We start from the raw sequence: 25,588 nt of genomic DNA, 5'->3' as shown, positions 1-25,588 counted from the left end.
AGACGTCATTGATTGATAGGTTCGAGCCGCTTCAATCAGCGTAAGGATTGACGCCCACCGAGCATTGGAAATACCGCCTGGCCAAGGCATGCACGGGGAGCGCCTTGGAAAACAACCAGCCTTGAGCCAACAACCCGCTTTCCGAGACCAGGCGCGGTAGCAGTTGTGGGGCTTCGATACCCTTGAAATGCAGCGACCTGACCCTTTTGGCGACGTGCCGCCAGCGGGCGCCCTGGGGGGCGCCGTTGGTGTGCTCGATGAATGAGCGATCTATTTTCAGTATGTCGACCGGTACCGATTCGGTGAGAGAGAAACTGGCATAGCCGGTACCCAGGTCATCGATGGCAATGCGATGCCCGCCCGCGCGAAGCCTGTGCAGTTGAAGCGCTGCGCTTTTCTGGTCGGGCAAGGCTTTTTCGCTGATGGCAAAGACGATGGCGGATGCCGGTATGTTGTACGTTGCCGTGACGCTGGCCACAAAGTCGGGAAAGGTTCGGTCGAGGATGTCTTGGGCGCAAAGATCGATGGTGATGTAGAAGTCCTTGCAGGCCCAGAGATAAGTGCTGTAGTCCTCGGCAACCCGGCTTATCACCGAACGTGTCAGCAAGCGAATCAACTCGGGCCGCGCTGCCGCCGCGACGAATGCCTCTGCCGGAATGGCCACGCCCTTGGCGCTCCAACGAGAAAGCGTTTGGGCGCCGACCAGGTTTCCCGTGCGCAAATCGACAATAGGTTGGTAGTGGATCTCCAGCGCGTTCGCCCTGATCGCCTCGCGCAATTGAATGACGCCAGAGGCGTAATGCCTGTTCATTTTCCAGGCACTGTAGAGCAGGACTTCGAACATGAACGCCAGGGCAATGAATAACTTCCACCGAAGCGCTGTCAGGGCACTCAGTGGCAGCGAGATGACCGAGGTCAGTTCGTTACGGTTGTCCCGATAGGCGACATAGGCGTTGTCTGTAGAGGTGACCAGTGCTTCAAGGGGCAACGGCTCTTGTACCTTCGCAGGCAGTGGGCTGGTTGAGGCAATCAGGGCTACGCCGTCCGGACCGCGCAGTTGCCATTGCACGTCTTGCGCAATATTCAGGTGGTCCCGAAGTGCTTTCTTGTTGATCCACACATAGCGCGATGGCTCCGAGACCATAATGAAGTCCCTGTCCGCAGACACTTTCTGGGCGGAGCTGACGGCATAGGTCCGCCCTTTAACGGACGCCAGGTCGCTCGCGCTTTCTATTGATAGCGACGTTATTTCTTGTCCGTAGGACGAACAGAGCTTGCCATTATCGAGGCGCACCGCGGCTTGATAAATAAATCGGGATTTTTCCACTTGCTCCGCCATCTTCGCGTACTGCTCAGCGGAGCATTCCTGGGTGGAGCGATCAATACTGCCGAGTGTTGCCAGGGCTTGATCGATTTGCGTACGGGGTTCGACCCATCTCTCTTGAGTTCTTTTCAACTGCTGCTCAATAAGATGTTCTGCAAAACTCCCGGCACACAACCAAGCGACAGAACCCATTGCAACGGTCGCGCATAAAACTAACGTTTTCCTTCCAAACAAGGCTTTATACGCGGCAATCATAAAGAACCCCAAAAACATGATTTAACTGGGCGGCCTCGCCCGAAGAAGTACGGGCGGGCGTTTTTAACCGTCAATCAGCCAAGCCAATGCAATGCCCATTAGATAGGCAACAAGGCAAAAAAAGATTTTCTGTTTGAGCGACAGTGCATTCAATGGATAGCGCATGATCATTCCTTGACGGTGGAAGTAAGCAAGGATGGCCATTCAGACGAGCGGATGAAAATTATTGATTGTTATTTTTCAGGTCTTGCGCTGCTCGATGCCGGACAGGCCACATGGCGTGGAGAACCCCTTCATTCCTCCGCCCGAGCCGTTGTTTCCTTGGCCTGCGAAGTGGCTGCCTCGCCCGTTGAAGTATTCAACGGCTGGAGGACTTCAGTTTTGCGCAGTGGCGCCTGGCCGTTTCCGAAGGGATCTCCCCATACGTATCCTGATACAGCTTGGAAAACCGACCGAGATGATGGAAGTTCCAATACATGGCGGTTTCGGTCACCGTTGGCCAAGTGTTGTGGAGCAAGTCCTGGCGGACATTGGCCAGTCTCAGGTTTCTAATGTAAGCGATCGGTGAAGTGCCGAACGTTTCGACGAAACCATGATGCAAACTGCGAGTTGTTGTTTGCAGCTGTTTTGCCAGCGTCTTTATGTTGAGCTGCTTTTTTGTATTTTCATGGATGTACTCGATTGCTTCCAATGCAATCTTTCTTCTTGTCGGGGGCTTGAGCGCGGAGCGCCCGACCGGTGTCAGTGCGCGTAGCAGAGAGGCCAGCAGCGCTCTTTCAGTGCCTGAAGTTTCTGAGGGACGGCTCGGCGTTGCAGGTGGCGCATCGATAACGCAAGCATTGATGGCCTGAATGGCAGATTGGATTGACTTGAAGTTTGCAGCCTGGAAGCGGTATTCCCTTCGCTTTGCCAGTAGGTCAATGGTCGAGTGTTCATCGAGGCATTGCGCATAATGTTCTAGCGTCGTGGTCAGAATGAGCAGGGTTTCATTCGGCTCGCAGGTGCAATGTACGGGCTCGCCGCTGTGCAGCACGATGATTTCGTTGGGCCGCAAGGGGTGACTGTTTACCGTGGGGCGGCGAACGGCAGCCAGGGCAATGGCAAAGGTTACGAAGCCATGGGGAACGCAGCCAGTCAGGGTGACGCCTGAATCAAACTCCAGTCGACTGCACTGGAGCCTCGGCCCCTGCACGAGTGTGTGCTGGCGAACGGTCGCTTCATGCTCTAGGGAGGTCAGGTTGATTTCCCACTGGCCAATCGTTCTAGTGGAAGAGGGTACAGGAGCCGGTGTTACATGAAGGGTTTCATCAGGGAGTTCGGTGTTCATGGCATTGAACGCTCTTCAGACAACTAAAGGGACAGTACTAAGTATTTTTTTCAGACACCGATGCCAATGACGCCGGCAGCCGTTCCAGCGCCGCTGAAAAAACGTACGAATCGTTCAAGAGCGGATCCAACAGACTTTGAAGTTTGCCCGGCTCCAGGTGCGCGCCGAAGATGGCCGAATTTTGACTGGCCGGGCCGATGGCCGCCGCATCAAAGACAAAATAATCATCGGCACGGTAGCCAGTGAGAATTTTATAACCGGGGTCTTCGCTGCTCGGCTGGTCTGGGTCGCTTTTAATACACGCCAGGTCGCAGCTATAAGATTCTTTGTCGTTGGCCATGGCCTTGAAAAAAAGCAATACGCCGACTGATACGGTTGTGAGTTTCTTGAGTAGCATTGGCGAGTTTTCCTAGTCAGGGATTTTTCCACAGAGTACCCAGTGCCCATCGTTTCGCTGTCACAGGGTTGGCCTGTTGATAGTCGCGCCCTTTACCACGGGTATTAAAATCAGAAATTCATATTTTCGAGGCTCAAAGTTGAGTCAGCGAAAGATCGCGATCATCCGTCGTATTGAGTGGCGAGGAAGGGGGCGGGTTATCGATGGCGCCTTCATCGTCGTAATGTTCGTTGTCAGCGTAAATTTTCAGGTGGGAGAGTTTTATTTTCTGGTCGGCACTCAACTCTATGACATCCAGCTCAATTTCCGTGCTGCCGATAGAGTATTCATTGTGCGCCATCGAGTAAGCGGGTATTGCCGCCAGCAATAGAACGGCCAGGATCCTGGTGATCATCGATTTGAACGCTCGCAAAAAATAGGTTTTCACGGGCTCCCCTGAAGCAGTTTTCTTGAGCGACTCATGCAACTCAAACATGGTTTTTAAACATGGCTTCGTTGGATGTCATGGGGGCTTCTTGAAGGGGGGAGCCGGATTTTTGTGCTGAGTGACAGCAGGCGTGGCTCCGGGAGCCATGGAGAAGAGACTCTGGCGAGAGGGGGCGTCTGATTCAAATCAGTAATTATTATTTTCTGCTTGAATCAGCGGCAGGAGGGGCGAGGCGCGTCAGGTCCTGTTGATGGATGAATGCAAATGAGCGGCTGGACGGGCGCTGGCTTAATGGCTCATGCAGCGCAAGCGGCTGAGTTCGTGAACGTAAAAACACAGCGTATTTTTATCGGTAACGGGGATTAATTCATAATTCAGGATCGCCCCTTCCTGCAGGACATATTGGCGTTTAAAAAAGAGCTCGGGTGTCTTTTCAATGGCGAACAGTTCGTTGTCCTGACTCAGTTTGACGTTGCTGATTTTTATCTGAACGTGATGATTGCTTTCCCGGATAACCTCCGCCGAAATAGTGGCGTTGCGAATTTTTCCATTCAGGCTTTCCAGGGTGGTTTGTGTCAGCCGACCGTGCCCGATGGTCAGGTACTCTTCAGTCTTGAGCTGATTCGAATCCTCGAGCCACTGCTGAGTGATGCTCTGGTAACTGATGTTTTCCATGTAATAAGACGGTGAGTAATTCAAGGAAAAAATACAGGCGGCGTTAATGACGACAAGCACTGTCCAGTGGGCAATCGAAGAGGTTGTCAGGTTCATAGGGTTGCTTCCAGGCATTGCCGGATCATCAGCGCCAAGTCTTTTTGGCTGCTATTCAATTGCAGGTTTGCTGTGCTCTGGTCCGGACGAATGCACGAAACGGAATAGTTCGATTTGAAGAGGCTCAGCCAGACCTGGCCTTTCAAGTCGGGTGAAGCCTGCTGAACCTGTTTAGCCGAAAGGTCTCTCAGTAATTGAGCGTCCGTGACGCTGTTGGCGACTGCGTGGATGGTCAGTTGGTTTTGTTTGACGCTGGAAATCTCCACTTTCGGCGTGTCGAAGCCCGAGTGGAAACCCGTGTAGACACATACTCCCAGGGTCAAGACATAAGCCACTAAATGAGCTTTGGTGATGTAAGTGGACTTTGTGGTTTTCTCTGGGGACGGCAGGGGACCATCACTGTGGGCGGGCGCAGGCTCTTCGGTCGCGGCCACAGAAGGTGGTGCGGCGTCATCGGCCGGCGCCGGCAAGTCTGTCTGCGCGTCGACGACGTAGTGACGGTTGAAGCAGTACCCTCTTCGAGGCACCGTCATCACAATCTCGTGGTCCCGACTGTCGTTGAGAAGGTTCCTAAGGGAGAAAACCGCCTGGTTCAAACTGCCCGAAGCCACCACGCGGTCGTTCCAGGTGTACTCGATGATCTGCTCACGGCTTTTAGTCTGCCCCGGCTCCCTGATCAGCAGCTCCAGTAGACGCGATTCAGCCCTGCCGATCGTGGAGTTTTGAACCTCGCCATGGGCCGTCGTGATGGAAAGCAAGGCGGTTTCCGGGTCGAAAAGGGCCATCGCACCATTTTTCAAGGTGAAGGCGTAGGGCATGGGAATCCTCCGTTCAGGTGGCTCTGGCTGAGTCTGGAGACGATTTTGAGGGGCAGGATGGACGCCATTCGTTCTTGTCGGAGAGAGAAGCGACTATAAGCGGACAAGCGTGGAAGCTGTAGAGAGAGACACTAGGCAATGCTGGAATAACCCATCAAAGGTCTCACCGGAATCAGTCAAGAGTAGTCCACGGGGTTTCAATCGGGGGCGCTGATGATGCTCGGTACGTGTTCTCTGCGCTATCCGAAAACTGCAAGGCGGGGCAAAGAGCACCGTTTGCGCAAACAGGCATCGGTTCATCCAGGCCTAACGGCTGTGGGGTATGAAGATGCCTGGACATGTGCCTTACGGCGAGGGGCGGGAAGTGAAATCACAGCAGGGGGAGGGCTAACGGGCATTCCAGGACGGGACGCCCAGGCTGAGGGCGGGTGACGCTTGAAGCCAGCGGTTGGCGCTCTCCGGCATGCGCCTGGTCATCCTGCTCTGCCCGTAAGCCGTTGCTGGCTCAAGGCAGAACGTTGTAGCCACGCTGTTGCAGGCAACTGCTGTACACGGAGTTGTTGGCGCTGACGTTCTGCTCGGTGGTGGCAAGGTTCTGCCTGCGTTCCTGGCGTTGCCGGGATGCCCCGATCACCGCGCCGGCCGCCGCGGCGCTGCGGGCATGGTTACGGCGATAGTCTTGCTTGATATCGTCGTCGACCCGGTCGTAGAGGTTGTCATGTTGTTGGCCACGGACCTCGGCGGCGGTGGCCCCGGCGACCGCGGCGGTGGTCGCGCCTTTTATCCGGCCTCCGGACGGCACGGTGTTCTGCAGCGGAAATTGAGCATTGGCTTGTGATTGGCAGGCGCTGGTGTCTTGCTGGATCGTCTGGGACGTCTGGTTTTTTAGCGGAACCACTGTCGCCGCCAGCGTACTGGCGCTGGCGAGCCCTACACAGGCCGACAGGGCAAAGGTCAGTATTTTCATCAAGTCGGACTCTCGTTGGACGTCGTTACCTGGCCCGACGGTTCGGTTCGCCAGGCACAGCCAGGCCCCATGCGCGTCGGCTCGCCACCCGCTCCCGAGACCCGCGGTGGCAGGCCATGCAGCGTCAGCAAGGGGGAGGGCACGGTTGTTACTGCTTGGAAAGCAGTGCCTGCATGTCGTTCGTCATGTCTTTGAAGGCAACCTTGAAGTCATTGGCAGCTATAGGCTGGCTGGCATTTTCCAAGGTTTCGCCGAAGACCTTGCGGACCACCTTGGCGACCGGCAAACCGGTTTTGGCGTCGATCAGATCGGCCTCGAGATACAACTGGGCCGTCTGATCGCGATGGCCGGTGGCGGCTTGTGTCGCCCCGACAACCGCGGCGACCGGTACGACCTCATACCAATGCATGCCCTCGTTGGTCGCGCTGACGTCGGTGATCGCCGCCTGCAGGATCAAGGTCCGGGAAGCCGGCGCTTGCTGGGTATTCGGGGCGATGTCGTAGGCGGGGGCAAGGCCGTTGCGGATACTGTTGCTGGCCATGGCTTGCAGGTCTTCCAGGGTTTGCAGGTTGACGCGTGCGGTGGGTTTGGCCGGGTACAGCTCTACCTGCTTGAACACGACTGTGGAGTAGGCGTGAGGATCGAACCCTGGCGCCACCCAGCGCAGCACCTTGTGTTCACTCGGCGTGGTTTGCTCCTCGAGCCCCTGATAATTGGGCAGGAAGCCCGAATACTGTTCTTGCTGCGTCACCTTCGAGACACAACCGACCTGAAGCGCACAGCTCAAGGCAATTCCCGCTAGCCACTTATTCGACATGCTCATGTGTTCTGTTCTCACGTAATGAAAATGATCATTCAGGTTCCGACCTGGTTTCCCCCGGTACCGACCTCGGCTCCCCAAAACTGGGGCTGGCGCGTCGGTCAATGCGCAGCGCAGGTTGCCCGCCGGGGCTGGATAATCCGAATCAATAATTCTCAAGAACGATTAAATAGCGCTGTCGATGGGGGCCGGGCTGTTGGCCGCTGTGGTTTTTATCGAGCGCTCCGAGCGCGCATGCTCTCCCGCTTCACCCAAGGAAAAACCGGATCCGTCGTACCCCTGGCCTTGGGTTTCGACTGGCGCATTCTGAGTCCGTACTTGGGGCGGCGGCAGGCCTTCGCCATTGCGCCGCTCAGGGCCGGCGAAACTGTCCTACAGTCTCAGGGGTGTCGCTCGCCGGCACGACGCTTCCCTTCCTGACAACAAGAGAGTCGCCCCATGACAGTCAAGCCCTTGGTCAAGTCGCTGATCGCGACGGCCTTCGCCGTTGGTTACGCCTGTGCCCACGCCGCTTCGCAAGCCCCGGTCGCCGCCGAGAACGGCATGGTGGTCAATGCCCAGCACCTGGCCACCCGTATCGGCGTCGATGTGCTCAAGGACGGCGGCAATGCCGTCGACGCCGCGGTCGCGGTCGGTTATGCGCTGGCGGTGGTCTACCCCGCGGCCGGCAATATCGGCGGTGGCGGTTTCATGACCATCCAGCTGGCCGATGGCCGCAAGACCTTCCTCGACTTCCGCGAGAAGGCGCCGCTGGCGGCCACCGCGAACATGTACCTGGACAAGGATGGCAATGTGGTGCCGGACCTCAGCACCAAAGGGCATCTGGCTGTGGGCGTGCCGGGGACGGTGTCGGGGATGGAGCTGGCGCGGGACAAATACGGCACCATGAAGCGCGCCGACCTGATCGCCCCTGCTATCAAGTACGCCGAGGAGGGGTTCACGCTGGAACAGGGCGACGTCGACCTGCTGGAGACCGCCACCGAGCAGTTCAAGCAGGACCAGGATGCGCGCGCGATCTTCCTGCGCGATGGCCAGCCGCTGCAAGTGGGCCAGAAACTGGTGCAAAAAGACCTGGCCAAGACCCTGCGGGAAATCTCCGGCAAGGGCACCGACGGCTTCTATAAGGGCTGGGTGGCCCAGGCCATCGTCGATTCGAGCCAGGCCGGCAAGGGCATCATCACCCAGGCCGACCTGGACAAATACCGCACCCGCGAGCTGGCGCCGATCGAGTGCGACTACCGCGGCTACCACGTGGTTTCCGCGCCGCCGCCCAGCTCGGGCGGGGTGATCATCTGCGAGATCATGAACATCCTCGAAGGCTACCCGATGCCGGCGCTGGGCTATCACTCGGCCCAGGGCCTGCATTATCAGATCGAGGCCATGCGCCACGCTTATGTCGACCGCAACAGCTACCTGGGCGACCCGGATTTCGTCAAGAACCCGGTCAGCCACCTGCTGGACAAGGCCTACGCGACCAAGTTACGGGCCGCCATCGATCCGCAGAAGGCCGCGGTTTCCAGCGAACTCAAGCCGGGGGTGGCGCCCCACGAGGGCAGCAACACCACCCATTATTCGATCGTCGACCAGTGGGGTAACGCGGTATCGGTGACCTACACCCTCAACGACTGGTTCGGTGCCGGGGTCATGGCCAGCAAGACCGGGATCATGCTCAACGACGAAATGGACGACTTCACCGCCAAGGTCGGCGTACCCAACATGTATGGCCTGGTGCAGGGCGAAGCCAACGCCATCGCGCCCGGCAAGGCGCCGCTGTCGTCGATGAGCCCGACCATCGTCACCAAGGACGGCAAGACCGTGATGGTGCTCGGCACGCCGGGCGGCAGCCGGATCATCACCGCGACCCTGCTGACCATGCTCAACGTGATCGACTACGGCATGAACATCCAGGAAGCGGTGGACGCGCCGCGTTTCCATCAACAGTGGCTGCCCGAGGAGACCAATCTCGAAGCCTTCGCCGTCAGCCCGGACACGCGGAAAATCCTCGAAGGCTGGGGGCACAAGTTCACCGGCCCGCAAGACCCCAACCACCTGGCGGCGATCCTGGTAGGGGCGCCGTCGCTGGGCGGCAAGCCGGTGGGCAAGAACCGCTTCTACGGCGCCAACGACCCACGGCGCAACACCGGGTTGGCGGCGGGCTATTAAGCACGGCGCCTGCGCGTCCTGGTCGCCGTCAGCGGCCAGGGCGGCGCACCGGGGGCGGACAGCGGCCGGACTATAATGAAGGGGCGCCTCCGCTTGCCGGTCAGGCAGAGGCCGACCAGCCAGCAGGGCGCAACGTCCCGCGGCTTACGCAAGAGGGCCCCGCCATGAAACTTCATTCCTTCCAGCATTACTCCCAAGGTCTGGAAACGGCCATGCACGACGCGTGGATCACCACCAAGGTGAGGTCGACCCTGACCTTCGCCGAGTCGACCCGCGGCCTGCCCATCCACATCAAGACCCATGCCGGCACCGTCGCCCTGAGCGGCCGCCTCGCCACCCACACACAATGCGAACAAGCCGTCGGCCTGACTCGTACGGTGCAGGGCGTGCTCGATATCGACGCCAGCGACCTGCAGACCCACATGTTCACCCCGGGCAGCCTGCCCGAAGCGCCCAATGCCGAAGAGAGCCGGGAATTCGAGGCGCCGTCGTCGATGAAAAAGGACGATCAATAACCCGCGAGTTGCCACTCGATGTTGCTGCGATGCTGAAAACGCCTTCCTGTGTGGGAGGCGTTTTTTTGCTTGGGGGGAAGGGGCGGCGCAGTGACCTGAACGTCGCTTATCCCAATGATAAGCGGCGCTCCCGCCAGCAGCCCTGGTCAGGCTGTTTGAGCGCCCAAGAGAAAGTCCGCGGGATCGAAGCGCTCGCGGGTGTCCATCCCGATATTTCGCAGGCCCGCTGTTTCCAGGTGCGACGCGTAGAGCGGTTCCGAGAAATAACTTATCAGGATCGAACGCCGGCGCGCGCCGCTGGGGTTCAGGCTGCCGGCATGCACCAGATCGACATCGAACACCAGGATGTCCCCCGCGGTGCCTGAAAGCTGCACCGAGCGCGACTCATCGTGGAAGTCGAAGGGCGGCTCGTCCGGCCCGGGGCGATGGCTGCCGGGGACAATCCGGGTTGCACCGTTTTCCGGCCCATAGTCATCGAAAAAAGCCAGGGCATTGGCGATGTCGCCTGGCCGCTGCGCCGACACGTCACGGTGCAGGCGCTGCTGACCGCCGCCGGCCAACGGCTCGCGACCCTCCACCTGCGACAGAAAGAAACGCTCCCCAATCAACTCGCCCGCCACCGCCAGCACCTGGGGCAAGCGACACACTGCCTGAACCCTCGCATCCGCCTCCAACAGCGAATGGCGCCAGTCCGCACCCCGCGGTACCGGCCATTGCGCCGACGGCCTCACTCCCGCATCGAATACCGCTCGAAGCTCCGCCAGCCACTCGGCGGGGATGGCGCGCCGAAGCAACACATAGCCCTCTTGGTGAAGGTGTTCGCGGTCAATCATGGTGGGCTCCATTCCCTTGGGTGCAGAGTTGCGAGGCGAGTGTTTAAACCAAGGTAGACGAAAATAGGGTTGTGTCTTCTGTGATGGGGGCTGGCAGTAACTCTTAAATGAAGCGGCTTCCAGGCGACCTAGGACGATGCAGTGAGTCCTGCGGGACAGCTTTGCACCCGATCATGAATCAGACTAACGACTTCAATGAAATCAATTCGTTTCCACCCAATGGGTGGGATCCATAAAATGCGTCCTAATTGTGGAGAACATAAAGACTGCTGAGTGAAAGCCAGAAAAATAATAAATAAATTCAGGCTTTATCTCAAAATCAGGGTGCCGGATCAGAATGAAAAAAGAGTTTGAATTTACGATCAAGAGTATTTGTTTCGACGAGAACTATCATCCCTCGGAGAATACGCGTATCACGACTAACTTTGCTAATCTGGCCAGGGGGGAAAGCCGCCAGGAGAATTTGCGCAACACTCTGAGGATGATTGATAACCGTTTCAATGCCTTGGCCCATTGGGATAATCCCAAGGGCGATCGCTACACGCTTGAACTTGAAATCATTTCCGTTGCAATGAATATCGATGCCGAGAGCAGTGGCAATTCCATTCCCTTGATTGAAATATTGAAGACGAATATTGTCGATCGAAAAACCAACGAACGCACCGAGGGCATTGTAGGGAATAATTTTTCCTCTTATGTGCGGGATTATGATTTTAGTGTGCTGTTGCTGGGGCACAATAAGAATCAGCCTGAATTTTGCACCCCGGATAATTTTGGGGACCTGCATGGGAAACTGTTCAAGTACTTCGTGAATTCGAGTGCTTATAAGAACAATTTCAACAAGCTTCCTGTCATATGTCTCAGTGTTTCGAGCAGTAAGACCTATCAACGAACTGAAAACCAGCATCCGGTGTTGGGTGTTGAATATCAGCAAGATGAATATTCCTTGACTGACGAATACTTCAAGAAAATGGGGTTGAAGGTTCGCTATTTCATGCCTGCAAATAGTGTGGCGCCCTTGGCGTTCTATTTTGCTGGCGATTTGCTTGCTGATTACACCAATCTTGAACTGATCAGTACCATCAGCACGATGGACACCTTTCAAAAGATTTACCGTCCAGAGATTTACAATGCCAACTCCGCGGCAGGAAAGTCCTATCAACCAAATTTGAAACACCAAGATTATTCATTAACTCGAATTGTTTATGATCGAGAAGAACGTGGCCGGCTGGCTATTGAGCAAGGACGGTTTGTCGAGGAACATTTTATCAAGCCCTACCAAGCCACTCTTGAGCAGTGGTCCGCTAATTACGCTCTTTGATCAAACCAAGACACAAGGTCGTCCATTATGAAAAAATTGCTCCCCACTTCAACGGCTGGCAGCTTGCCTAAACCTTCTTGGCTTGCCCAACCCGAAACACTTTGGTCGCCTTGGAAGTTGCAAGATGAGGTATTGGTCGAGGGCAAGCAGGATGCGTTGCGTTTGTCGTTGCAAGCACAACAACAGGCAGGGATTGATATTGTCAGTGACGGCGAGCAAACGCGCCAACACTTTGTCACTACGTTTATCGAGCACCTCGGCGGCGTTGATTTTGAGAAGCGTGAGACCGTTAGAATCCGTGATCGCTATGATGCGAGCGTACCGACGGTCGTGGGTGCTGTTTCTCGTCAAAAGCCAGTGTTTGTTGAAGATGCCAAGTTTCTACGGCAGCAGACCAAGCAACCCATAAAATGGGCGTTGCCAGGTCCCATGACCATGATCGATACGCTTTATGATAATCACTATAAGAGTCGTGAAAAACTTGCTTGGGAGTTCGCCAAGATTCTCAATCAAGAGGCCAGGGAACTGGAGGCTGCCGGTGTTGATATTATCCAGTTCGATGAGCCCGCATTTAATGTTTTCTTCGATGAGGTGAACGACTGGGGAGTGGCCGCCCTGGAAAGAGCGGTTGAAGGCCTTAAGTGTGAAACGGCCGTGCATATTTGCTATGGCTATGGCATCAAAGCCAATACGGATTGGAAAAAGACGCTGGGGTCAGAGTGGCGGCAATATGAGGAAGCTTTTCCGAAATTGCAAAAATCCAGTATCGATATCATCTCGCTGGAGTGTCACAACTCTCATGTGCCCATGGATCTTATTGAACTCATCCGAGGTAAAAAAGTGATGGTAGGGGCCATTGATGTGGCCTCCCATACCATTGAGACACCCGATGAAGTAGCCAGCACTTTACGAAAGGCTCTTCAATTTGTAGAGGCTGACAAGCTCTATCCATGCACCAACTGTGGGATGGCCCCGTTACCTCGGCGTGTAGCAAGAGGCAAGCTAAGTGCTTTAAGTGCAGGCGCAGAAATCGTCCGAAGAGAACTCTCGAACTGAAGTCGTGTGCGGAAGGCTTGAAGCGGTGGATTGAAAACTTACCGGCCTGCTTCAAGCCTTTCCTGGCACTTTTGAATTGCGCCTCATATTCAGGACCTACTATGTCACTCCCTAGTACCGCTATCGAGCCATTGAGCTTTCGCGAAGCGCTCGGGCACTACGCGTCCGGTATAACGGTGATTACCTCGCGCATCGATGATGAGCCGATTGGCTTCACTTGCCAGTCGTTCTATAGCGTGTCGATGAGCCCGCCGCTGGTGTCGTTCAGCGTAATGTCCAGTTCGGCCAGTTATCCCAAGATTCGTCAGGCAGGTCGTTTCGCAGTCAATATCCTGTCAGGTGAGCAGGTCGGGATTTCCAATCAGTTCGCGCGTAAAGGCACGGACAAATGGCACGGCGTCGAATGGCAGGAGTCGCCGCTGGGTAATCCGATCATTGGCGGTAGCCTGCATTGGCTTGATTGCGCAATTCACGCAGAGCACGCGGCAGGTGATCACGTGATCGTGATTGGCGAGGTGAGGGCGTTAAACCTGCAAGAGACTACCGCTACGCAGCCACTGCTGTATTTCAAAGGACAGTATTGCAACCTCGCCGGGCATCGCGCGGTTTGAGCGTTTACCGGTGCTGGCCTCTTTACGCTTCGATCGATCGAGCGCCTTACCCTGCCCGTGAGTGCTCTTGGGTCGTTAGAGCGGCACTCAATAAATCCAGCAAATGGCGGGGCGGGGGGGCGATCACCCTTGGGATCCCGGTGCGCCGTTTTTTCATGTCAACCGATTGACCCAGGACACACCGTCATGACCGGTATCAAAAGGCCTCGACTCAGCCTTCCCGATGGCGCAGGCAAGTTGCTGCTGCACTCCTGCTGCGCGCCCTGTTCGGGAGAAGTGATGGAAGCGATCACCGCCTCGGGCATCGACTACACCCTCTTCTTCTATAACCCGAACATTCACCCTGAGCGTGAATACCTATTGCGCAAGGATGAGAACATCCGTTTTGCCGAAGATCACAAGGTGGCGTTTATCGATGCCGATTACGATAAAGACCGCTGGTTCGAGCGCGCCAAAGGCATGGAGCATGAACCCGAGCGCGGCGTGCGCTGCACCATGTGTTTCGATATGCGCTTCGAGCGCACCGCGCTTTACGCCTATGAAAACGGCTTCAGCGTGATCTCCAGCTCCCTGGGTATTTCGCGCTGGAAAGACATGAAGCAAATCACCGACAGTGGCATCCGCAGCGCGCAAAAGTATCCAGGCATTACCTACTGGGACTACAACTGGCGCAAGGGCGGCGGCTCGGCGCGGATGATCGAAATCAGCAAGCGCGAACGTTTTTATCAGCAGGAATATTGCGGTTGCATCTACTCCCTGCGCGACACCAACCACCACCGCAAGGACCAGGGGCGGGACATTATCCGCATTGGCGTCAAATACTACGGGGACGATGAATGATCGCTTCGCCGCTTGCCCTGAGGTTGACTCGAGCGTCGCCTTGTACCGCAGAATCGGTAGGTATTCTTGACCTATGAGTGTTCTGAAAAAGGCGCTGAACGATCAGTCTTTCGTTTGCGTCCTGGAGTTTGTTCCCAAGGCTTCAGCGGAGCGTTTTGCGTCATTTGAAAAACTTTTGACCGCCCAAGACAACGTCCGCGGGAGCGAAGCGCTCGCTGACGGCCTCACCCCCGCCTCCAGATAGCGCTGTTGTCATTTGAACGTTACCGTCCCTCAGATCAGTCACTTATAGCTGACGTCTTCAGGGGTGACCCATTAGCCAGCAACTGCAGAGCATTGGCCGCTGCCAGAGACGTTGGGCCAATGGCACGACTGTTCGGTGAAGTCGAGGTCCGGCCAGCCTATCGATACGCTTTTGATGAAACATGACAGGCTCAAGGCATGGGCTATTTTTTCAACCAGTGTGTTAATTCGAATATCACGCTATCAATCGTTAGTGGGTCTTCATAGAACTGATACTGAACCTGGTCTCCCTCGAACCATATCAATGTCTTATCTTTGCTGGGAATCAAGGAAAACATTTTTTTGGGCGTTGTCGGGCCACTGGCCGCTTTATCGCTGTGGATCATCAAAACAGGCTTTTCAATGAGGCTCATGACTTCGCTTACATCGTAACTCCACACCAGTTCTTCGGACGACTGGGTGATCCGGTTTTCCCAGTTCCCTTTGTATTGCGTAAATGGACTGCGGATAGTCCATGAGCCATACCAGTCGGTGATGTGCTGAAAAGGCATGATTGCCGGAAGATTGTCAGGCCCCGGCCCTATGTTCATATAGGCCACCTCTGCATCCTGTTCAAAGCGCTGCCGCGCGTGACGACCTCTTTTGACCTTCATGTCGAGGTCTTCTTTTGATAGATAGTTTTCCCCCATCGCCGGAGATAAAAGCGCCGACGCGACGAGCATTACTTTTTTGATCCTGGGATCAATCGTAGAGGCTTCGGCAATCCAGTTGGCCCCTTGGCAGATCCCTAGGGCGTAGATTTTATCTTTTTCAACTATTTCAAGTGATGCAAGATAGTCCACCGAGGCGAGAATATCCTCGCAGCGACTTTTTCTGTCTTCATACTGCCGAGGAAGACCATCACTCTCCCCATAAAACCGAGGGTCGTAAATCAAGGTGATATAGCCTTCCTTTGCCAGTCTCGTTGCGTACTGTGTCGGACTTTGCTCTTTTACAAACGCAATCGGACCAAAAATGGTAATGGCACCCTTTGGCTTGGTCGTGGGTACGCACAGCAGGCCGACTATATTGACTCCCTGACTCGGGAAGTTGATTTTTTTAGCGCGGTATTTATAAATGTCAGTCATGATAGGTGTCGTACCCTTTCACGTTAGAGGGGCTGATTTATAGAACATCAATTCGGGTGGTGGATTTAATATTGCCTGGTGCTTTGTGTGCGGTTATGAGCTGACTGTCTTGTGGCTGGCTGTACAGGCTTGAAAGTTGCTCCAGCCATAAGGAACTCACCAGGCTCGTTAGAATTGCGTGCCTCTCTGGATCAGTTCGATCTTGTAGCCGTCCGGGTCCTGGATAAACGCAATAATCTCCGTCCCGTACTTCATTGGCCCAGCTTCACGGGTGATGCGATAACCGAATTTTTTCACGTTGTTACAAGTTTCGGCCACGTCGCTGACTTCGATCGCTATATGTCCATAGGCATTGCCCAGGTCGTAGGCGTGCTGCTCCCAGTTATAGGTAAGTTCCAAGGCCGCCTCTTTACGCTCATCTTGGTATCCGACGAAGGCGAGTGTAAATTGTCCGTCTGGGTATTCCTGTTGGCGTAGCAGTTTCATGCCCAGTGCATTTTGGTAAAAGGCGAGCGACTCGCTCAAGTTCTTGACGCGAAGCATTGTGTGTAACATGCGCATAATTTATCATCCTTCGTCGATGCGTAATGGGGTTCTTGGTTGAGCGTGCCGGAAAGTTCAACGGCTTGAAGTCACTCTTTCTCGAATGATTTGCAAGATAGGCCATCCTGCTGATAGTTAACAGTAACTAAAAGTCAGACCTGGACTTAAAAAAAGTGAACCTATGAAATTATCGCAACTCAGCTTTTTCTGCGCGGTCGTCGAGCACGGCACTATTGCGGCGGCTGCGGAGCAGCTGCACTGCGTGCCGTCAAACATCACGATACGAATTCGCGAGCTGGAACGGTTGTTGGGTACCAAGCTGTTCAGTCGTGAGCGCAACCGGCTCTACGTCACCCCCGAGGGGCGGCTTCTCTACACCAAGGCCAAGGTGCTGCTGAGCCAGGCTCTCGAGATACAGCACCTGTTCGAAGGCAGTGCACGAGCCGGAATGCTCAACGTGGGAGCTCTCGAAGGAGTGCTCAACTATCAGTTGCCCCCCTTTATTGCTCGGTACCGATCCATGATGCCGAACATCGAACTCAACCTGCATTCCGGGCATACATTTTCACTTGAACGCATGTTGACCGACGGTGAACTTGATCTGATCATTTCGGATGGACCGATCGAGCATCCGCTTCTCTCCAGTTCACTTGCGTTTCGCGAGAGCCTGAGGCTCATTACACCGCAGGATGTCATGGCACCTTCGGCAAAGAATATTTCCGCCTTGGAGTTCTATGTGTTCGGCAAGGAGTGCAACTACCGTCAGGTTGTCGATAACTGGCTGGCCGGCTTGGGTATTGCACCCCGCGCAATCCTCGAAATTGAGTCATATCCCGTGATGTTCGCGTGCGTCGCTCAAGGGCACGGCATGGCCTGTGTGCCCGAGAGCTCGCTCTCCATGTACCGGGAAGCCTACTCGGTGAACTCGCACAGGCTTGATAACGTTGGCGCGGTCGATACGTACTTCATTTGGCGCAAGTATCAGGTGTCGAGGTTGACTACCGACTTCATCGACATTGTTTCAGGAACGTATTCGGGAGAACCAAAGTAGGTTTTTATTTTTTGTTGTTATTGGTGAGGTCGGGAAACGGCGTTCGTCGTAACCCACCTCAGGTCCCTAACCTCAACCTATTGACTCACCCCCCACCATCAATCCCAAATTCTCCACCGCTGCTCCCGCCGCGCCTTTACCCAAATTGTCGAATACCGCCGCCAGCAATACTTGCCCCTCACCCTCGAACACCATCAAGCGCATCTCGTCCGTGTCATTCAGCGCCCGCGGATCCAGCCCGGCAAGTTCATGCGCCTGTTGCAGCGACATCACCTGCACACACCCGCTGTCAGCGTAATGCTGCTCCAGACAGGCATGCAGCCGCGCGGCATCCACTCCAGGCGCCAGCAGACGCACTTGCAACGGAACGGTCAGCACAATGCCCTGGCGAAACGCACCGTAGGCCGGGACGAACAGCGGCCGTTCGCTCAGGCCGCTGTGTTGCTGGATTTCCGGTACGTGCTTGTGCGCCAGGCCCAGGCCGTAGATCTGGAAGGGGGCGGTATTGGCGGCGTCCGGGCCTTCGTGGGCATCGACCGCGGCGCGGCCGCCGCCGGAGTAGCCGGAGACGGCGTTGATGCCGATCGGGTAGTCCTTGGGCAGCAACCCGGCTTGCAGCAGCGGGCGCAGCAGGCCGATGGCGCCGGTGGGGTAGCAGCCGGGGTTGCTCACGCGCTTGGCGCTGGCGATGCGTTGGGCCTGTTGCGGGTGCATTTGCGCGAAGCCGTAGGTCCAGTCGGGGTGGGTGCGGTGCGCGGAGCTGGCGTCGATCACCCGCACCGCAGGGTTGCGAATGCTGGCGACCGCGTCGCGGGCGGCGGCGTCGGGCAGGCAGAGCAGGGCGATGTCGCAGGCGTTGATGGCTTCGGCGCGGCGTTGCGGGTCTTTGCGCTGGTCGGCGGCCAGGGTCAGCAGTCGCAGGTCGTGGCGACCGCGCAGGCGTTGGTGGATCTGCAAGCCGGTGGTGCCTTGGTCGCCGTCGATAAATACCAGGGGTGTGCTCATGTGCTGTGCTCGCAAGCGGGAGGAATGGGGTCAATCTTCCGGCGGCTGCTGAAATAGAGAAAGTTGAATTTAATAACGCTAAGCTTCAGTTTTTATGAATTTGGAGCGACCCCATGCGCGAGATCAGCCTCGACCGTTTGCGCACCCTGGTGGCGATTGTCGACCTCGGCTCCTTTGCCGAAGCGGCCCGCGCGCTGAACCTGGCGCCGCCCACGGTCAGCCTGCATATCGCCGACCTGGAAGCGCGGGTCGGCGGTTCGCTGCTGTCGCGCACCCGCGGTCGGGTGCAGCCGTCGGCCATTGGCGAAACCCTGGTGGCGCGCGCGCGGCGCTTGTTGGCCGATGCCGAACAGGCCCTGGAGGACGTACAGCGCCAGGTCCTGGGCCTGGCCGGGCGGGTACGCCTGGGGGCGTCCACCGGGGCCATCGCCCAGTTGTTGCCCCAGGCGTTGGAAACCCTCGGCCAGCGGCACCCGGGCATCGATGTGCAGGTGGCGGTGCTGACCTCCCAGGAGAGCTTGAAGAAGCTCGCCGAGGGTTCGCTGGATATCGGCCTGGTGGCCTTGCCGCAAACCCCGGTCAAAGGCCTGCGCATCGAACCCTGGCGCAAGGACCCGGTGATGGCCTTCCTGCCGGCCCGCTGGCACTGCCCGGACCCGGTCACCCCGCAGTGGCTGGCCGAGCAACCCTTGATCCTCAACGACCGCAGCACCCGGCTGTCGCGCCTGACCTCGGAGTGGTTCGCCAACGGCGGGCAGCAGCCCACGGCGCGCATCCAGCTCAACTACAACGACGCCATCAAGAGCCTGGTGGCCGCCGGCTATGGCGCCACCTTGCTGCCCCACGAAGCCGCTACGCCGCTGCCCGATCCGCGGATCGCCATGCGCCCGTTGCAGCCGCCGTTGTGGCGGCAGTTGGGCATCGCCCATCGGGATGGCGATGGGGAGCGTTCGACGGAGCATGTACTGGAAGTGTTGTGGGGGTTGAGCGCCGATTAGCCCAGCAGGTGCCTGGAGATGTACTTGGAGATTTCCACCATCGAGGTCTTGCCGGTGAACTCGAACTTCACCTTGCCCAGCGACGAGAAGTAGATCTCCAGTTCGGAGTCCAGGTCGAAGGTGCCGGAGGTTTCCACCGAGTAAGCGACGATGTTTTTGTAGGGCAGGGACGTGAAGTCCTTCTTGCTGCCGGTGATGCCCTGCACGTTCACCGCGATGATGCGCTTGTTGGTAAACACCACGCCGTCGCGCATGGCCTTATAGGCGTCGATCACCTGCTCGCCCTCCAGCAGCAGCGCGCTGACCCGCTCGGCGTATTCGTCGTTTTGCTTGAGCTTGAAGAAGCCTTTGTTGTTGAAGTCGATCATCGGGTTCGTCCTTGTGCTTGATGTGTTTCCAGGAGGTTGGCGAGTACTGGCCTGTCGGTCGCGACGATCATGCCGATGTCGGGTCTAGGGTTCCACTTCCAGATTCGGTTTCGCCTCGACGGTTCGTTCCAGCCATCCGTACAGAGGCAAGCACGCCGATTGGATCAGTACCATCCGAATGATCTGCATGGCCGTGACCAGGGTCACCGAGAGCCCCAGGGCCTCGGCGGTGAGGCTCATTTCCGGGGCACTGCCGGGCATCATGCCCAAGGCCAGGGATAGAGAAGGGATGCCCAGCAGCCTTCCCAGCAGCCAGGCAGCTGCCGCTGTGGCGATGACCGACCCGATCAGCAGCAGCAACACCTTCGACAGGAAAGCCGGGGCCCGGCGAAAGAAACTGCGGTCGAAGGTGCTGCCCAGGGCACAGCCTATGAGCAGTTGCCCAAAGCCGCTCATCCAGTCGGGCATGCTGACGGACAGATCGTTGCCGCCCACGACGATCGCGCAGACCAGGAACGGCCCAAACGTCCAGGGATTGGGCAGGTCAAATCGCTTGAATACCAGGGCGACCAGCCACCCCGCCAGGAGAATCGTTGCCAGCCAGGGCCAGAGGACCGGCGCTTTGGCGGCCATAATGGCGTGCGATCCGCTGAACGTAGCGGCGGCGGGTACCGCCAGCAGAATCAGCAGCAGCCGGATGCTGTGCGCGGCAGCAATGAAGCTCGCATCGCCCTGGCGTTGGCGCCCCAGGTGCACCATCTCCGTCGAGTTGGCGGGCATCAAGGCGAAGAACGCCGTGGCGAACGCGACGCCCCAGCGGTACAGGACCAGTACCGACAGAACCGCTAGCAGCAGCGTCAACAAGATGGCCGTGACAATCACCCCAAGGTTCATGAACACCTGTTGCAGCACCGGCCAGGTGAAGTGGCATCCAATCGTTACGGCGACGATCAGTTGGCCCAACTGACGGCCGCGCGGCACCTCCGGGACCAGATATCCGCCACAACGGCTGGCAAGCACCGACAGCAGCGAGCCGATGACCCAGGGCAACGGCCAGCCCACCTTGCTGGCGAGCCAGCCCCCGACGGCGCCAAGACAAAGGGTTGCAAGCCAGGAGTGGAAGAGTCGTCGCACCATGATTCACCGGGAGGCTGAGCCAGGCGAAATACCCGGCGTGGAGAATGATGGCGAAAGGTTATAGAGTTTGATGTATCACAAAAAATATCCATTTGTGATTCGATCAATCACTGTTTGTTATGCGAGTGCCGATGAATCTCAAGGCCTTGAGGTATTGCGTAGAGGTTGCCCGGGAAAGCAGTTTCACCAAGGCTGCCCAGAATCTGCATGTGGCACAACCGGCGCTCAGCATGGCGGTGAGCCGCCTGGAGGATGAGTTGGGCGTTGTGCTGTTCAATCGGGCGACGCGCCAGGTCAGCCTGACCGCGGAAGGCAAACTGTTCCTGGCCCGGGTTGAAAGCTGTTTGCTGGGGCTCGACGGTGCCCGTCGGGAGCTGAACGACCTGAGCCAGCGGCAATCGGGGGAAATCAGGGTCGGTGTACCGCCGATGTACGGCATTCGACACATTCCCGAACTGCTCATGCAGTTTCGCGAGCAGTATCCGGGGATCGCCATGCATGTCGTCGAGGGTAGCGCGCAGGAGATCGGCGAGCGCCTGGCCAAGCGCGATATCGACGTGGCGCTACTGGAGTCGCGACGTGTGGAGCCTGCCTGGGAGTCTATCGCCCTGGGCAACGATGAAATGGTGTTGTGCATGAGCCGGCAGCACCCGTTGTCGAGCGCGTCATCGTTGTCCGCCGCCGAGCTTCAAGACCGGGAGATGTTGGTGTTCGACAGCACCTTCTTGCAGCGCCATTTGCTCGACGTTTTTTGTGCGGCCGCGAAGGTGCAATACCGGATCGCGCTGGAAAGCAATTTTGTATCGCTGGTGGTCGCGGCAACACGCAGCACCATGGGTATTTCCACGCTGCTGCGTTCAGTGCAAGAAAAGGAACCAGGCCTCATCGGGGTGTCGTTCGACCCGCCTCAGTTCATGTGCTTCAACCTGTGCTGGCGGAGCAACGAATATCTCTCGCTGGCCAACCAGACGTTCATCGAAACCGCCCGGTTGTTTTTCCAGCAGCGCGATCCCGCCTGAGTACGGGCATTGCCCTGATCGCTCGGCCAGGGTGCAGCAAGACCTCCCGCTGTTTAAAACAACTTCCAGCTATAACTCAGCAACAACCGATTCTCATTGATATCGGTCCGATAATTCGACCTCGCCACCACGTTCCTCACCTTGATCCCCAACCCGCCCAGCGGCCCGGACTGGATCACATAGCCGATATCCAGGTCGCGCTCCCAGTCCTTGCCTTCGTAGCCGTTGCCGGTGTCGACGTTGTCGCCGCGGATGTAGCGCACGGTGGTGACGAGGCCGGGCAGGCCGCGGGCGGCGAAGTCGTAGTCGTAGCGCAGTTGCCAGGAGCGTTCGTCGGTGTAGGCGAATTCGTAGGTGGGCACTTCGTTGCCCAGTGGGGTGATGTTGGCGAAGACCCGGGGGAAGGCGCTGTCGCCGAACATGCCCTGGTAGCCGAGGTAGAAGGTGTGGCCGCCGCGCTTGGCCGACAGCAGCGAAAAGAACGCCTGGTTGTCGATGGCGCCGAGCAGCTTTTTGCCGTCTTCCTCGCTGTTGTAGTAGCCGAGGTTGGCGCCGAGGATCCAGCTGCCCACCGGCTGGCTGTGTTTGAGGCCGAGGAAGCGCTGGTGGTAGATGTCTTCGAGCTGGCCGTACCAGGCGCTGACGGTGGTGCGCTTGGCGTTGAAGGCGTAGTCGGCGCCGGTGTAGTTGAAGGCGTCGCTGCTGACCGCGCGTTTCGGCACGTGGCCGAGCATGGCTTGCAACTTGTCGTCGCCAGCCTCGTTGCGCAGGCTGGTGGAACGCAGGTGGCCACCTTGCAGGGTCAGGCCGTCGATGTCGTTGGAGACGAGGCTCGCGCCCTGGTAGGACGGCGGCAGCAGGCGGATGTCGCTGAAGCTCAGCACCGGCAGGTTGGGTTGCAGCTCGCCGATCCGCAGTTCGCTTTTCGCCAGCCGCAGTTTCAGTGCCAGGCCGAGGCGGCTGTAGTCGTCGGCGGCTTCGCCATCGCTTTGCACCGGCAGCAGGCCGGTGTTGACCCGGCCCTTGCCGCTGTCGAGCTTGAGCCCCAGGGTGCCGATGGCGTCGAGCCCCACGCCGACGGTGCCGGGGGTATAGCCGGACTTGAAGTTGAGGATGAAGCCCTGGGCCCATTCCTGGGCCATGGATTGCTCGGTGCCGCGGATGTCCGAGTAGTCGCGGCTGAAGAAGTAGTTGCGGGCCTGGAGGGTGGCGGTGGCGTCCTTGATGAAGGCGCTTTCGTCGGCACGCAGGGGAAGGGGCGCACTCAGGCACACCGCGCTGCTGGCCAGCACGGCGAGGGTCTTCGCAGGTTTCATTGCTTTTTACTCTTATTGTTATGGAAAGCAGTTCACTGCCGCGCAGGCTAGGGGCGGGGGAAGGGCGGGCACTATCCGTTGCTTGCAGACCTGTATCCCTTTTCTGCAGGCCGGCCTGGGCAGGGCGGGAGGCGTCGGGGAGGCGGGCGCTACCTTGCGCCGGTAGCGCCGCGAAGGTTCGGCGGGGGTCAGGCGTCCGGGCGTTCGGCGCGCAACTGGTCGATCATCCGCAGGCAGTGGCTGAGCCCGGCGGACACGTCGCCGACCCGACGACTGACGATGATCGGCGAGGTGGCGTTGGCTTCCAGTAGCGGGCTGAAGCCGATGTCGTCGCGGTGCAGCAATTGCACCGAGGCCGGCACCAGGGTGATGCCGATGCCGGCGCCCACCAGGCCGATGGCGGTCTGCAATTCGTTGGTCCACTGCACGATGCGGATGTTCAGGCCATGGGTATTGAACAGCGCGATCACATGGTCGGCGTAGCTCGGGCGCGGGTTGCCGGGGTAGAGCACGAAGGGTTCGTCGGCCAGTTGCGCCAGGCTCACCGGCTGGCCGAGCAGCGGATGGCCGGCGGGCAGGGCGGCCACCAGCCGGTCTTCGGTCTGCACTTTCTGCACGATGGCCGGGTCGTCGATGCGAATACGCCCGAAGCCGATGTCGATGCGCCCGGCCTTGAGCGCTTCCACCTGTTGCAGGGTGGTCATTTCCGACAGCCCCAGCTCCAGGGCCAGGGTTTCGTGGCTGCGCAGGCGGCGGATCAGTTCCGGCAGCAGGCCGTACAAGGTCGAGGGGGCGAAGCCGATGCCCAGCCAGGTCTTTTCACCGTGGCCGATGCGCCGGGTGTTGTCGCACACCTTGGCCAACTGCTCCAGCAGCACGCTGGAGTGCTCGTAGAAAAACCGCCCGGCCTCGGTCAGGCGCAAGGGCCGGCCGCGCTCCAGCAGTAACACCCCGAGTTCGTCCTCCAGTTGCTGGATCTGCCGGCTCAACGGCGGCTGGGCGATGTGCAGGCGTTCGGCGGCCTTGGTGAAATTCAGGGTTTGGCCCAGCACTTGGAAGTAACGCAGATGACGCAGCTCCATAAGGCCTCCATGGATGATGGATGAATACCTTTAAGGTATTGAACCAGACCAATTCTATATTGGAACCCCGGAAAAAGCCGTACGAGAATCGGCCCCATAACGTCAAGAACCTGATGGGTATGGAAATGCTTTCAAGTGCCATTGAATCGATCGAAACGGTCATCGTCGATCTGCCGACCATCCGCCCGCACAAGCTGGCGATGCACACCATGCAGAACCAGACCCTGGTGCTGATCCGCCTGCGCTGTGCCGACGGCATCGAAGGCCTGGGCGAGGCCACCACCATTGGCGGCCTGGCCTATGGCAACGAAAGCCCGGACAGCATCAAGACCAATATCGACCGTTTCTTCACGCCGCTGCTGCTCGGCCAGGACGGCGCCAATATCAATGCCGCGATGCAGCGCCTGGAGCGCAGCATCCGCGGCAACACCTTCGCCAAATCGGGTATCGAAAGCGCCTTGCTCGACGCCCAGGGCAAGCGCCTGGGGCTGCCGGTCAGCGAGCTGCTCGGCGGGCGGGTGCGCGACGCGCTGCCGGTGGCCTGGACCCTGGCCAGCGGCGACACCGCCAAGGACATCGCCGAAGCCGAGAAGATGCTCGACCTGCGCCGCCACCGCATCTTCAAGCTGAAGATCGGCGCCGGCGAAGTGGACCGCGACCTGGCCCACGTGATCGCGATCAAGAAGGCTTTGGGCGACCGCGCCAGCGTGCGGGTCGACGTCAACCAGGCCTGGGACGAAGCGGTGGCGGTGCGTGCCTGCCGGGTTCTCGGCAGCAATGGCATCGACCTGATCGAACAGCCGATCTCGCGCAACAACCGCGCCGGCATGGTGCGCCTGAACGCCATCAGCCCGGCGCCGATCATGGCCGACGAATCCATCGAATGCGTGGAAGACGCCTTCAACCTGGCCCGCGAAGGCGCGGCTTCGGTGTTCGCCCTGAAGATCGCCAAGAACGGCGGCCCGCGGGCGGTGCTGCGCACGGCGGCGATCGCCGAGGCGGCGGGCATTGGCCTGTACGGCGGCACCATGCTCGAAGGCGGCATCGGCACCCTGGCCTCGGCCCACGCCTTCCTGACCCTTAACACCCTGAGCTGGGACACCGAGCTGTTCGGCCCGCTGCTGCTGACCGAGGACATCCTCGCCGAGCCGCCGCAGTACCGCGATTTCCAGCTGCACGTCTCGCGGGCGCCGGGCCTCGGCCTGAGCCTGGACGAAGAGCGCCTGGCGTTCTTCCGCCGCGATAAAGCCTGAA

General features: G+C 58.2%; 26 protein-coding genes. 10 read left to right on the top strand and 16 right to left on the bottom strand.

The features are described from left to right. Positions 1-31: 31 nt before the first annotated feature. The 8 genes from BTN82_RS19450 to BTN82_RS19415 form a co-directional block, all read right to left on the bottom strand. Positions 32-1,579 (bottom strand): EAL domain-containing protein, encoded by a 1,548-nt coding sequence (locus BTN82_RS19450; RefSeq protein WP_075120863.1) that lies wholly within the window; start codon positions 1,577-1,579, stop codon positions 32-34. 358 nt (positions 1,580-1,937) lie between these two features. Further along, positions 1,938-2,906, bottom strand: coding sequence for a helix-turn-helix domain-containing protein (locus BTN82_RS19445; protein WP_075120729.1), 969 nt, complete (start codon positions 2,904-2,906; stop codon positions 1,938-1,940). A gap of 37 nt (positions 2,907-2,943) precedes the next feature. Beyond that, entirely contained in the window at positions 2,944-3,303 is a 360-nt protein-coding gene (locus BTN82_RS19440; protein WP_075120728.1) for a hypothetical protein, read from the bottom strand. Between the two features lie 133 nt (positions 3,304-3,436). Then, complete coding sequence (locus tag BTN82_RS19435) at positions 3,437-3,778, bottom strand: hypothetical protein (protein WP_186828421.1); 342 nt, start codon at positions 3,776-3,778, stop codon at positions 3,437-3,439. Between the two features lie 240 nt (positions 3,779-4,018). Beyond that, entirely contained in the window at positions 4,019-4,501 is a 483-nt protein-coding gene (locus BTN82_RS19430) for a hypothetical protein (protein WP_075120727.1), read from the bottom strand. Further along, the gene (locus BTN82_RS19425) at positions 4,498-5,319 is read right to left on the bottom strand and encodes a transcriptional regulator (RefSeq protein WP_075120726.1); all 822 of its coding nucleotides are present in this window, start codon (positions 5,317-5,319) and stop codon (positions 4,498-4,500) included. The genes BTN82_RS19430 and BTN82_RS19425 overlap by 4 nt, the downstream gene beginning before the upstream one ends. A 505-nt stretch (positions 5,320-5,824) precedes the next feature. After that, positions 5,825-6,286, bottom strand: coding sequence for a hypothetical protein (locus BTN82_RS19420; protein WP_075120725.1), 462 nt, complete (start codon positions 6,284-6,286; stop codon positions 5,825-5,827). 148 nt (positions 6,287-6,434) lie between these two features. Further along, a complete protein-coding gene (locus BTN82_RS19415) occupies positions 6,435-7,109 on the bottom strand; it encodes a DUF3313 domain-containing protein (protein WP_075120724.1) in 675 nt (224 codons plus the stop codon). A 435-nt stretch (positions 7,110-7,544) separates the two neighbouring features. Here BTN82_RS19415 and ggt point away from each other — a divergent pair, with 435 nt between their 5' ends. After that, a complete protein-coding gene (gene ggt / locus BTN82_RS19410; protein WP_075120723.1) occupies positions 7,545-9,269 on the top strand; it encodes a gamma-glutamyltransferase in 1,725 nt (574 codons plus the stop codon). Between the two features lie 164 nt (positions 9,270-9,433). Further along, positions 9,434-9,784 carry a BON domain-containing protein gene (locus BTN82_RS19405; RefSeq protein WP_075120722.1) on the top strand — a complete coding sequence of 117 codons (351 nt, stop codon included), beginning with the start codon at positions 9,434-9,436 and terminating at the stop codon, positions 9,782-9,784. 146 nt (positions 9,785-9,930) lie between these two features. Here the strand turns inward: BTN82_RS19405 and BTN82_RS19400 are convergent, their stop codons facing one another. Beyond that, on the bottom strand, positions 9,931-10,617 hold the full coding sequence (locus BTN82_RS19400; protein ID WP_075120721.1) for a phytanoyl-CoA dioxygenase family protein: 687 nt from the start codon (positions 10,615-10,617) through the stop codon (positions 9,931-9,933). A gap of 337 nt (positions 10,618-10,954) precedes the next feature. On the opposite strand from BTN82_RS19400, the gene BTN82_RS19395 reads away from it, so the two are divergent. The 4 genes from BTN82_RS19395 (at position 10,955) to BTN82_RS19380 (ending at position 14,445) form a co-directional block, all read left to right on the top strand. Next, positions 10,955-11,938, top strand: coding sequence for a DUF1852 domain-containing protein (locus BTN82_RS19395; protein WP_075120720.1), 984 nt, complete (start codon positions 10,955-10,957; stop codon positions 11,936-11,938). A gap of 27 nt (positions 11,939-11,965) precedes the next feature. Continuing rightward, complete coding sequence (locus BTN82_RS19390) at positions 11,966-12,994, top strand: methionine synthase (RefSeq protein WP_075120719.1); 1,029 nt, start codon at positions 11,966-11,968, stop codon at positions 12,992-12,994. A gap of 101 nt (positions 12,995-13,095) precedes the next feature. After that, positions 13,096-13,605 carry a flavin reductase family protein gene (locus BTN82_RS19385; protein WP_075120718.1) on the top strand — a complete coding sequence of 170 codons (510 nt, stop codon included), beginning with the start codon at positions 13,096-13,098 and terminating at the stop codon, positions 13,603-13,605. 186 nt (positions 13,606-13,791) lie between these two features. Further along, positions 13,792-14,445 carry an epoxyqueuosine reductase QueH gene (locus tag BTN82_RS19380; RefSeq protein ID WP_075120717.1) on the top strand — a complete coding sequence of 218 codons (654 nt, stop codon included), beginning with the start codon at positions 13,792-13,794 and terminating at the stop codon, positions 14,443-14,445. Positions 14,446-14,891: 446 nt separating this feature from the next. Here BTN82_RS19380 and BTN82_RS19375 read toward each other — a convergent pair whose 3' ends face one another. Together BTN82_RS19375 and gloA are read right to left on the bottom strand one after the other, a co-directional pair. Then, positions 14,892-15,815 (bottom strand): alpha/beta hydrolase, encoded by a 924-nt coding sequence (locus BTN82_RS19375; protein ID WP_075120716.1) that lies wholly within the window; start codon positions 15,813-15,815, stop codon positions 14,892-14,894. Between the two features lie 168 nt (positions 15,816-15,983). Continuing rightward, positions 15,984-16,376 (bottom strand): lactoylglutathione lyase, encoded by a 393-nt coding sequence (gene gloA / locus BTN82_RS19370; protein ID WP_075120715.1) that lies wholly within the window; start codon positions 16,374-16,376, stop codon positions 15,984-15,986. A 163-nt stretch (positions 16,377-16,539) separates the two neighbouring features. Here gloA and BTN82_RS19365 point away from each other — a divergent pair, with 163 nt between their 5' ends. Further along, positions 16,540-17,409: a LysR family transcriptional regulator gene (locus tag BTN82_RS19365; protein ID WP_075120714.1), complete on the top strand. Its 870-nt coding sequence runs from the start codon at positions 16,540-16,542 to the stop codon at positions 17,407-17,409. A 72-nt stretch (positions 17,410-17,481) separates the two neighbouring features. Here BTN82_RS19365 and argC read toward each other — a convergent pair whose 3' ends face one another. Beyond that, a complete protein-coding gene (gene argC / locus BTN82_RS19360) occupies positions 17,482-18,414 on the bottom strand; it encodes an N-acetyl-gamma-glutamyl-phosphate reductase (RefSeq protein ID WP_075120713.1) in 933 nt (310 codons plus the stop codon). Positions 18,415-18,527: 113 nt separating this feature from the next. Between argC and BTN82_RS19355 the strand changes: the two genes are divergently transcribed. Further along, the gene (locus BTN82_RS19355) at positions 18,528-19,412 is read left to right on the top strand and encodes a LysR family transcriptional regulator (RefSeq protein WP_075120712.1); all 885 of its coding nucleotides are present in this window, start codon (positions 18,528-18,530) and stop codon (positions 19,410-19,412) included. Here BTN82_RS19355 and BTN82_RS19350 read toward each other — a convergent pair. Both BTN82_RS19350 and BTN82_RS19345 read right to left on the bottom strand, forming a co-directional pair. Beyond that, positions 19,409-19,780: a PH domain-containing protein gene (locus BTN82_RS19350; protein ID WP_075120711.1), complete on the bottom strand. Its 372-nt coding sequence runs from the start codon at positions 19,778-19,780 to the stop codon at positions 19,409-19,411. The genes BTN82_RS19355 and BTN82_RS19350 overlap by 4 nt on opposite strands. Before the next feature lie 84 nt (positions 19,781-19,864). Next, positions 19,865-20,917, bottom strand: coding sequence for an AbrB family transcriptional regulator (locus tag BTN82_RS19345; RefSeq protein WP_075120710.1), 1,053 nt, complete (start codon positions 20,915-20,917; stop codon positions 19,865-19,867). A gap of 131 nt (positions 20,918-21,048) precedes the next feature. On the opposite strand from BTN82_RS19345, the gene BTN82_RS19340 reads away from it, so the two are divergent. Continuing rightward, complete coding sequence (locus tag BTN82_RS19340; protein ID WP_075120709.1) at positions 21,049-21,936, top strand: LysR family transcriptional regulator; 888 nt, start codon at positions 21,049-21,051, stop codon at positions 21,934-21,936. Between the two features lie 53 nt (positions 21,937-21,989). Here BTN82_RS19340 and BTN82_RS19335 read toward each other — a convergent pair whose 3' ends face one another. Further along, complete coding sequence (locus BTN82_RS19335) at positions 21,990-23,252, bottom strand: OprD family porin (RefSeq protein ID WP_075120708.1); 1,263 nt, start codon at positions 23,250-23,252, stop codon at positions 21,990-21,992. 188 nt (positions 23,253-23,440) lie between these two features. Next, entirely contained in the window at positions 23,441-24,334 is an 894-nt protein-coding gene (locus tag BTN82_RS19330) for a LysR family transcriptional regulator (RefSeq protein WP_075120707.1), read from the bottom strand. Between the two features lie 125 nt (positions 24,335-24,459). On the opposite strand from BTN82_RS19330, the gene BTN82_RS19325 reads away from it, so the two are divergent. Then, complete coding sequence (locus BTN82_RS19325; RefSeq protein WP_186828425.1) at positions 24,460-25,587, top strand: muconate cycloisomerase family protein; 1,128 nt, start codon at positions 24,460-24,462, stop codon at positions 25,585-25,587. Position 25,588 lies beyond the last annotated feature (1 nt).

Origin of the sequence: Pseudomonas chlororaphis (assembly GCF_001921865.1) — a bacterium.
GTDB lineage: Bacteria > Pseudomonadota > Gammaproteobacteria > Pseudomonadales > Pseudomonadaceae > Aquipseudomonas > Aquipseudomonas chlororaphis_D.
Note: the sequence above shows the minus strand (reverse complement) of the source record. Positions and strands in the feature narration are given on the sequence as shown.

Excerpts from the sequence above, each read along its gene's own strand:
- gloA (WP_075120715.1), bottom strand. The coding sequence starts at position 16,376 with ATGCGCATGTTACACACAATGCTTCGCGTCAAGAACTTGAGCGAGTCG.
- BTN82_RS19355 (WP_075120712.1), top strand. The coding sequence starts at position 18,528 with ATGCGCGAGATCAGCCTCGACCGTTTGCGCACCCTGGTGGCGATTGTC.
- BTN82_RS19395 (WP_075120720.1), top strand. The coding sequence starts at position 10,955 with ATGAAAAAAGAGTTTGAATTTACGATCAAGAGTATTTGTTTCGACGAG.
- BTN82_RS19380 (WP_075120717.1), top strand. The coding sequence starts at position 13,792 with ATGACCGGTATCAAAAGGCCTCGACTCAGCCTTCCCGATGGCGCAGGC.
- argC (WP_075120713.1), bottom strand. The coding sequence starts at position 18,414 with ATGAGCACACCCCTGGTATTTATCGACGGCGACCAAGGCACCACCGGC.
- BTN82_RS19450 (WP_075120863.1), bottom strand. The coding sequence starts at position 1,579 with ATGATTGCCGCGTATAAAGCCTTGTTTGGAAGGAAAACGTTAGTTTTA.
- BTN82_RS19335 (WP_075120708.1), bottom strand. The coding sequence starts at position 23,252 with ATGAAACCTGCGAAGACCCTCGCCGTGCTGGCCAGCAGCGCGGTGTGC.
- ggt (WP_075120723.1), top strand. The coding sequence starts at position 7,545 with ATGACAGTCAAGCCCTTGGTCAAGTCGCTGATCGCGACGGCCTTCGCC.
- BTN82_RS19430 (WP_075120727.1), bottom strand. The coding sequence starts at position 4,501 with ATGAACCTGACAACCTCTTCGATTGCCCACTGGACAGTGCTTGTCGTC.
- BTN82_RS19400 (WP_075120721.1), bottom strand. The coding sequence starts at position 10,617 with ATGATTGACCGCGAACACCTTCACCAAGAGGGCTATGTGTTGCTTCGG.
- BTN82_RS19330 (WP_075120707.1), bottom strand. The coding sequence starts at position 24,334 with ATGGAGCTGCGTCATCTGCGTTACTTCCAAGTGCTGGGCCAAACCCTG.
- BTN82_RS19425 (WP_075120726.1), bottom strand. The coding sequence starts at position 5,319 with ATGCCCTACGCCTTCACCTTGAAAAATGGTGCGATGGCCCTTTTCGAC.
- BTN82_RS19420 (WP_075120725.1), bottom strand. The coding sequence starts at position 6,286 with ATGAAAATACTGACCTTTGCCCTGTCGGCCTGTGTAGGGCTCGCCAGC.
- BTN82_RS19340 (WP_075120709.1), top strand. The coding sequence starts at position 21,049 with ATGAATCTCAAGGCCTTGAGGTATTGCGTAGAGGTTGCCCGGGAAAGC.
- BTN82_RS19345 (WP_075120710.1), bottom strand. The coding sequence starts at position 20,917 with ATGGTGCGACGACTCTTCCACTCCTGGCTTGCAACCCTTTGTCTTGGC.
- BTN82_RS19435 (WP_186828421.1), bottom strand. The coding sequence starts at position 3,778 with ATGTTTGAGTTGCATGAGTCGCTCAAGAAAACTGCTTCAGGGGAGCCC.
- BTN82_RS19350 (WP_075120711.1), bottom strand. The coding sequence starts at position 19,780 with ATGATCGACTTCAACAACAAAGGCTTCTTCAAGCTCAAGCAAAACGAC.
- BTN82_RS19440 (WP_075120728.1), bottom strand. The coding sequence starts at position 3,303 with ATGCTACTCAAGAAACTCACAACCGTATCAGTCGGCGTATTGCTTTTT.
- BTN82_RS19375 (WP_075120716.1), bottom strand. The coding sequence starts at position 15,815 with ATGACTGACATTTATAAATACCGCGCTAAAAAAATCAACTTCCCGAGT.
- BTN82_RS19445 (WP_075120729.1), bottom strand. The coding sequence starts at position 2,906 with ATGAACACCGAACTCCCTGATGAAACCCTTCATGTAACACCGGCTCCT.
- BTN82_RS19405 (WP_075120722.1), top strand. The coding sequence starts at position 9,434 with ATGAAACTTCATTCCTTCCAGCATTACTCCCAAGGTCTGGAAACGGCC.
- BTN82_RS19365 (WP_075120714.1), top strand. The coding sequence starts at position 16,540 with ATGAAATTATCGCAACTCAGCTTTTTCTGCGCGGTCGTCGAGCACGGC.
- BTN82_RS19385 (WP_075120718.1), top strand. The coding sequence starts at position 13,096 with ATGTCACTCCCTAGTACCGCTATCGAGCCATTGAGCTTTCGCGAAGCG.
- BTN82_RS19415 (WP_075120724.1), bottom strand. The coding sequence starts at position 7,109 with ATGAGCATGTCGAATAAGTGGCTAGCGGGAATTGCCTTGAGCTGTGCG.
- BTN82_RS19325 (WP_186828425.1), top strand. The coding sequence starts at position 24,460 with ATGCTTTCAAGTGCCATTGAATCGATCGAAACGGTCATCGTCGATCTG.
- BTN82_RS19390 (WP_075120719.1), top strand. The coding sequence starts at position 11,966 with ATGAAAAAATTGCTCCCCACTTCAACGGCTGGCAGCTTGCCTAAACCT.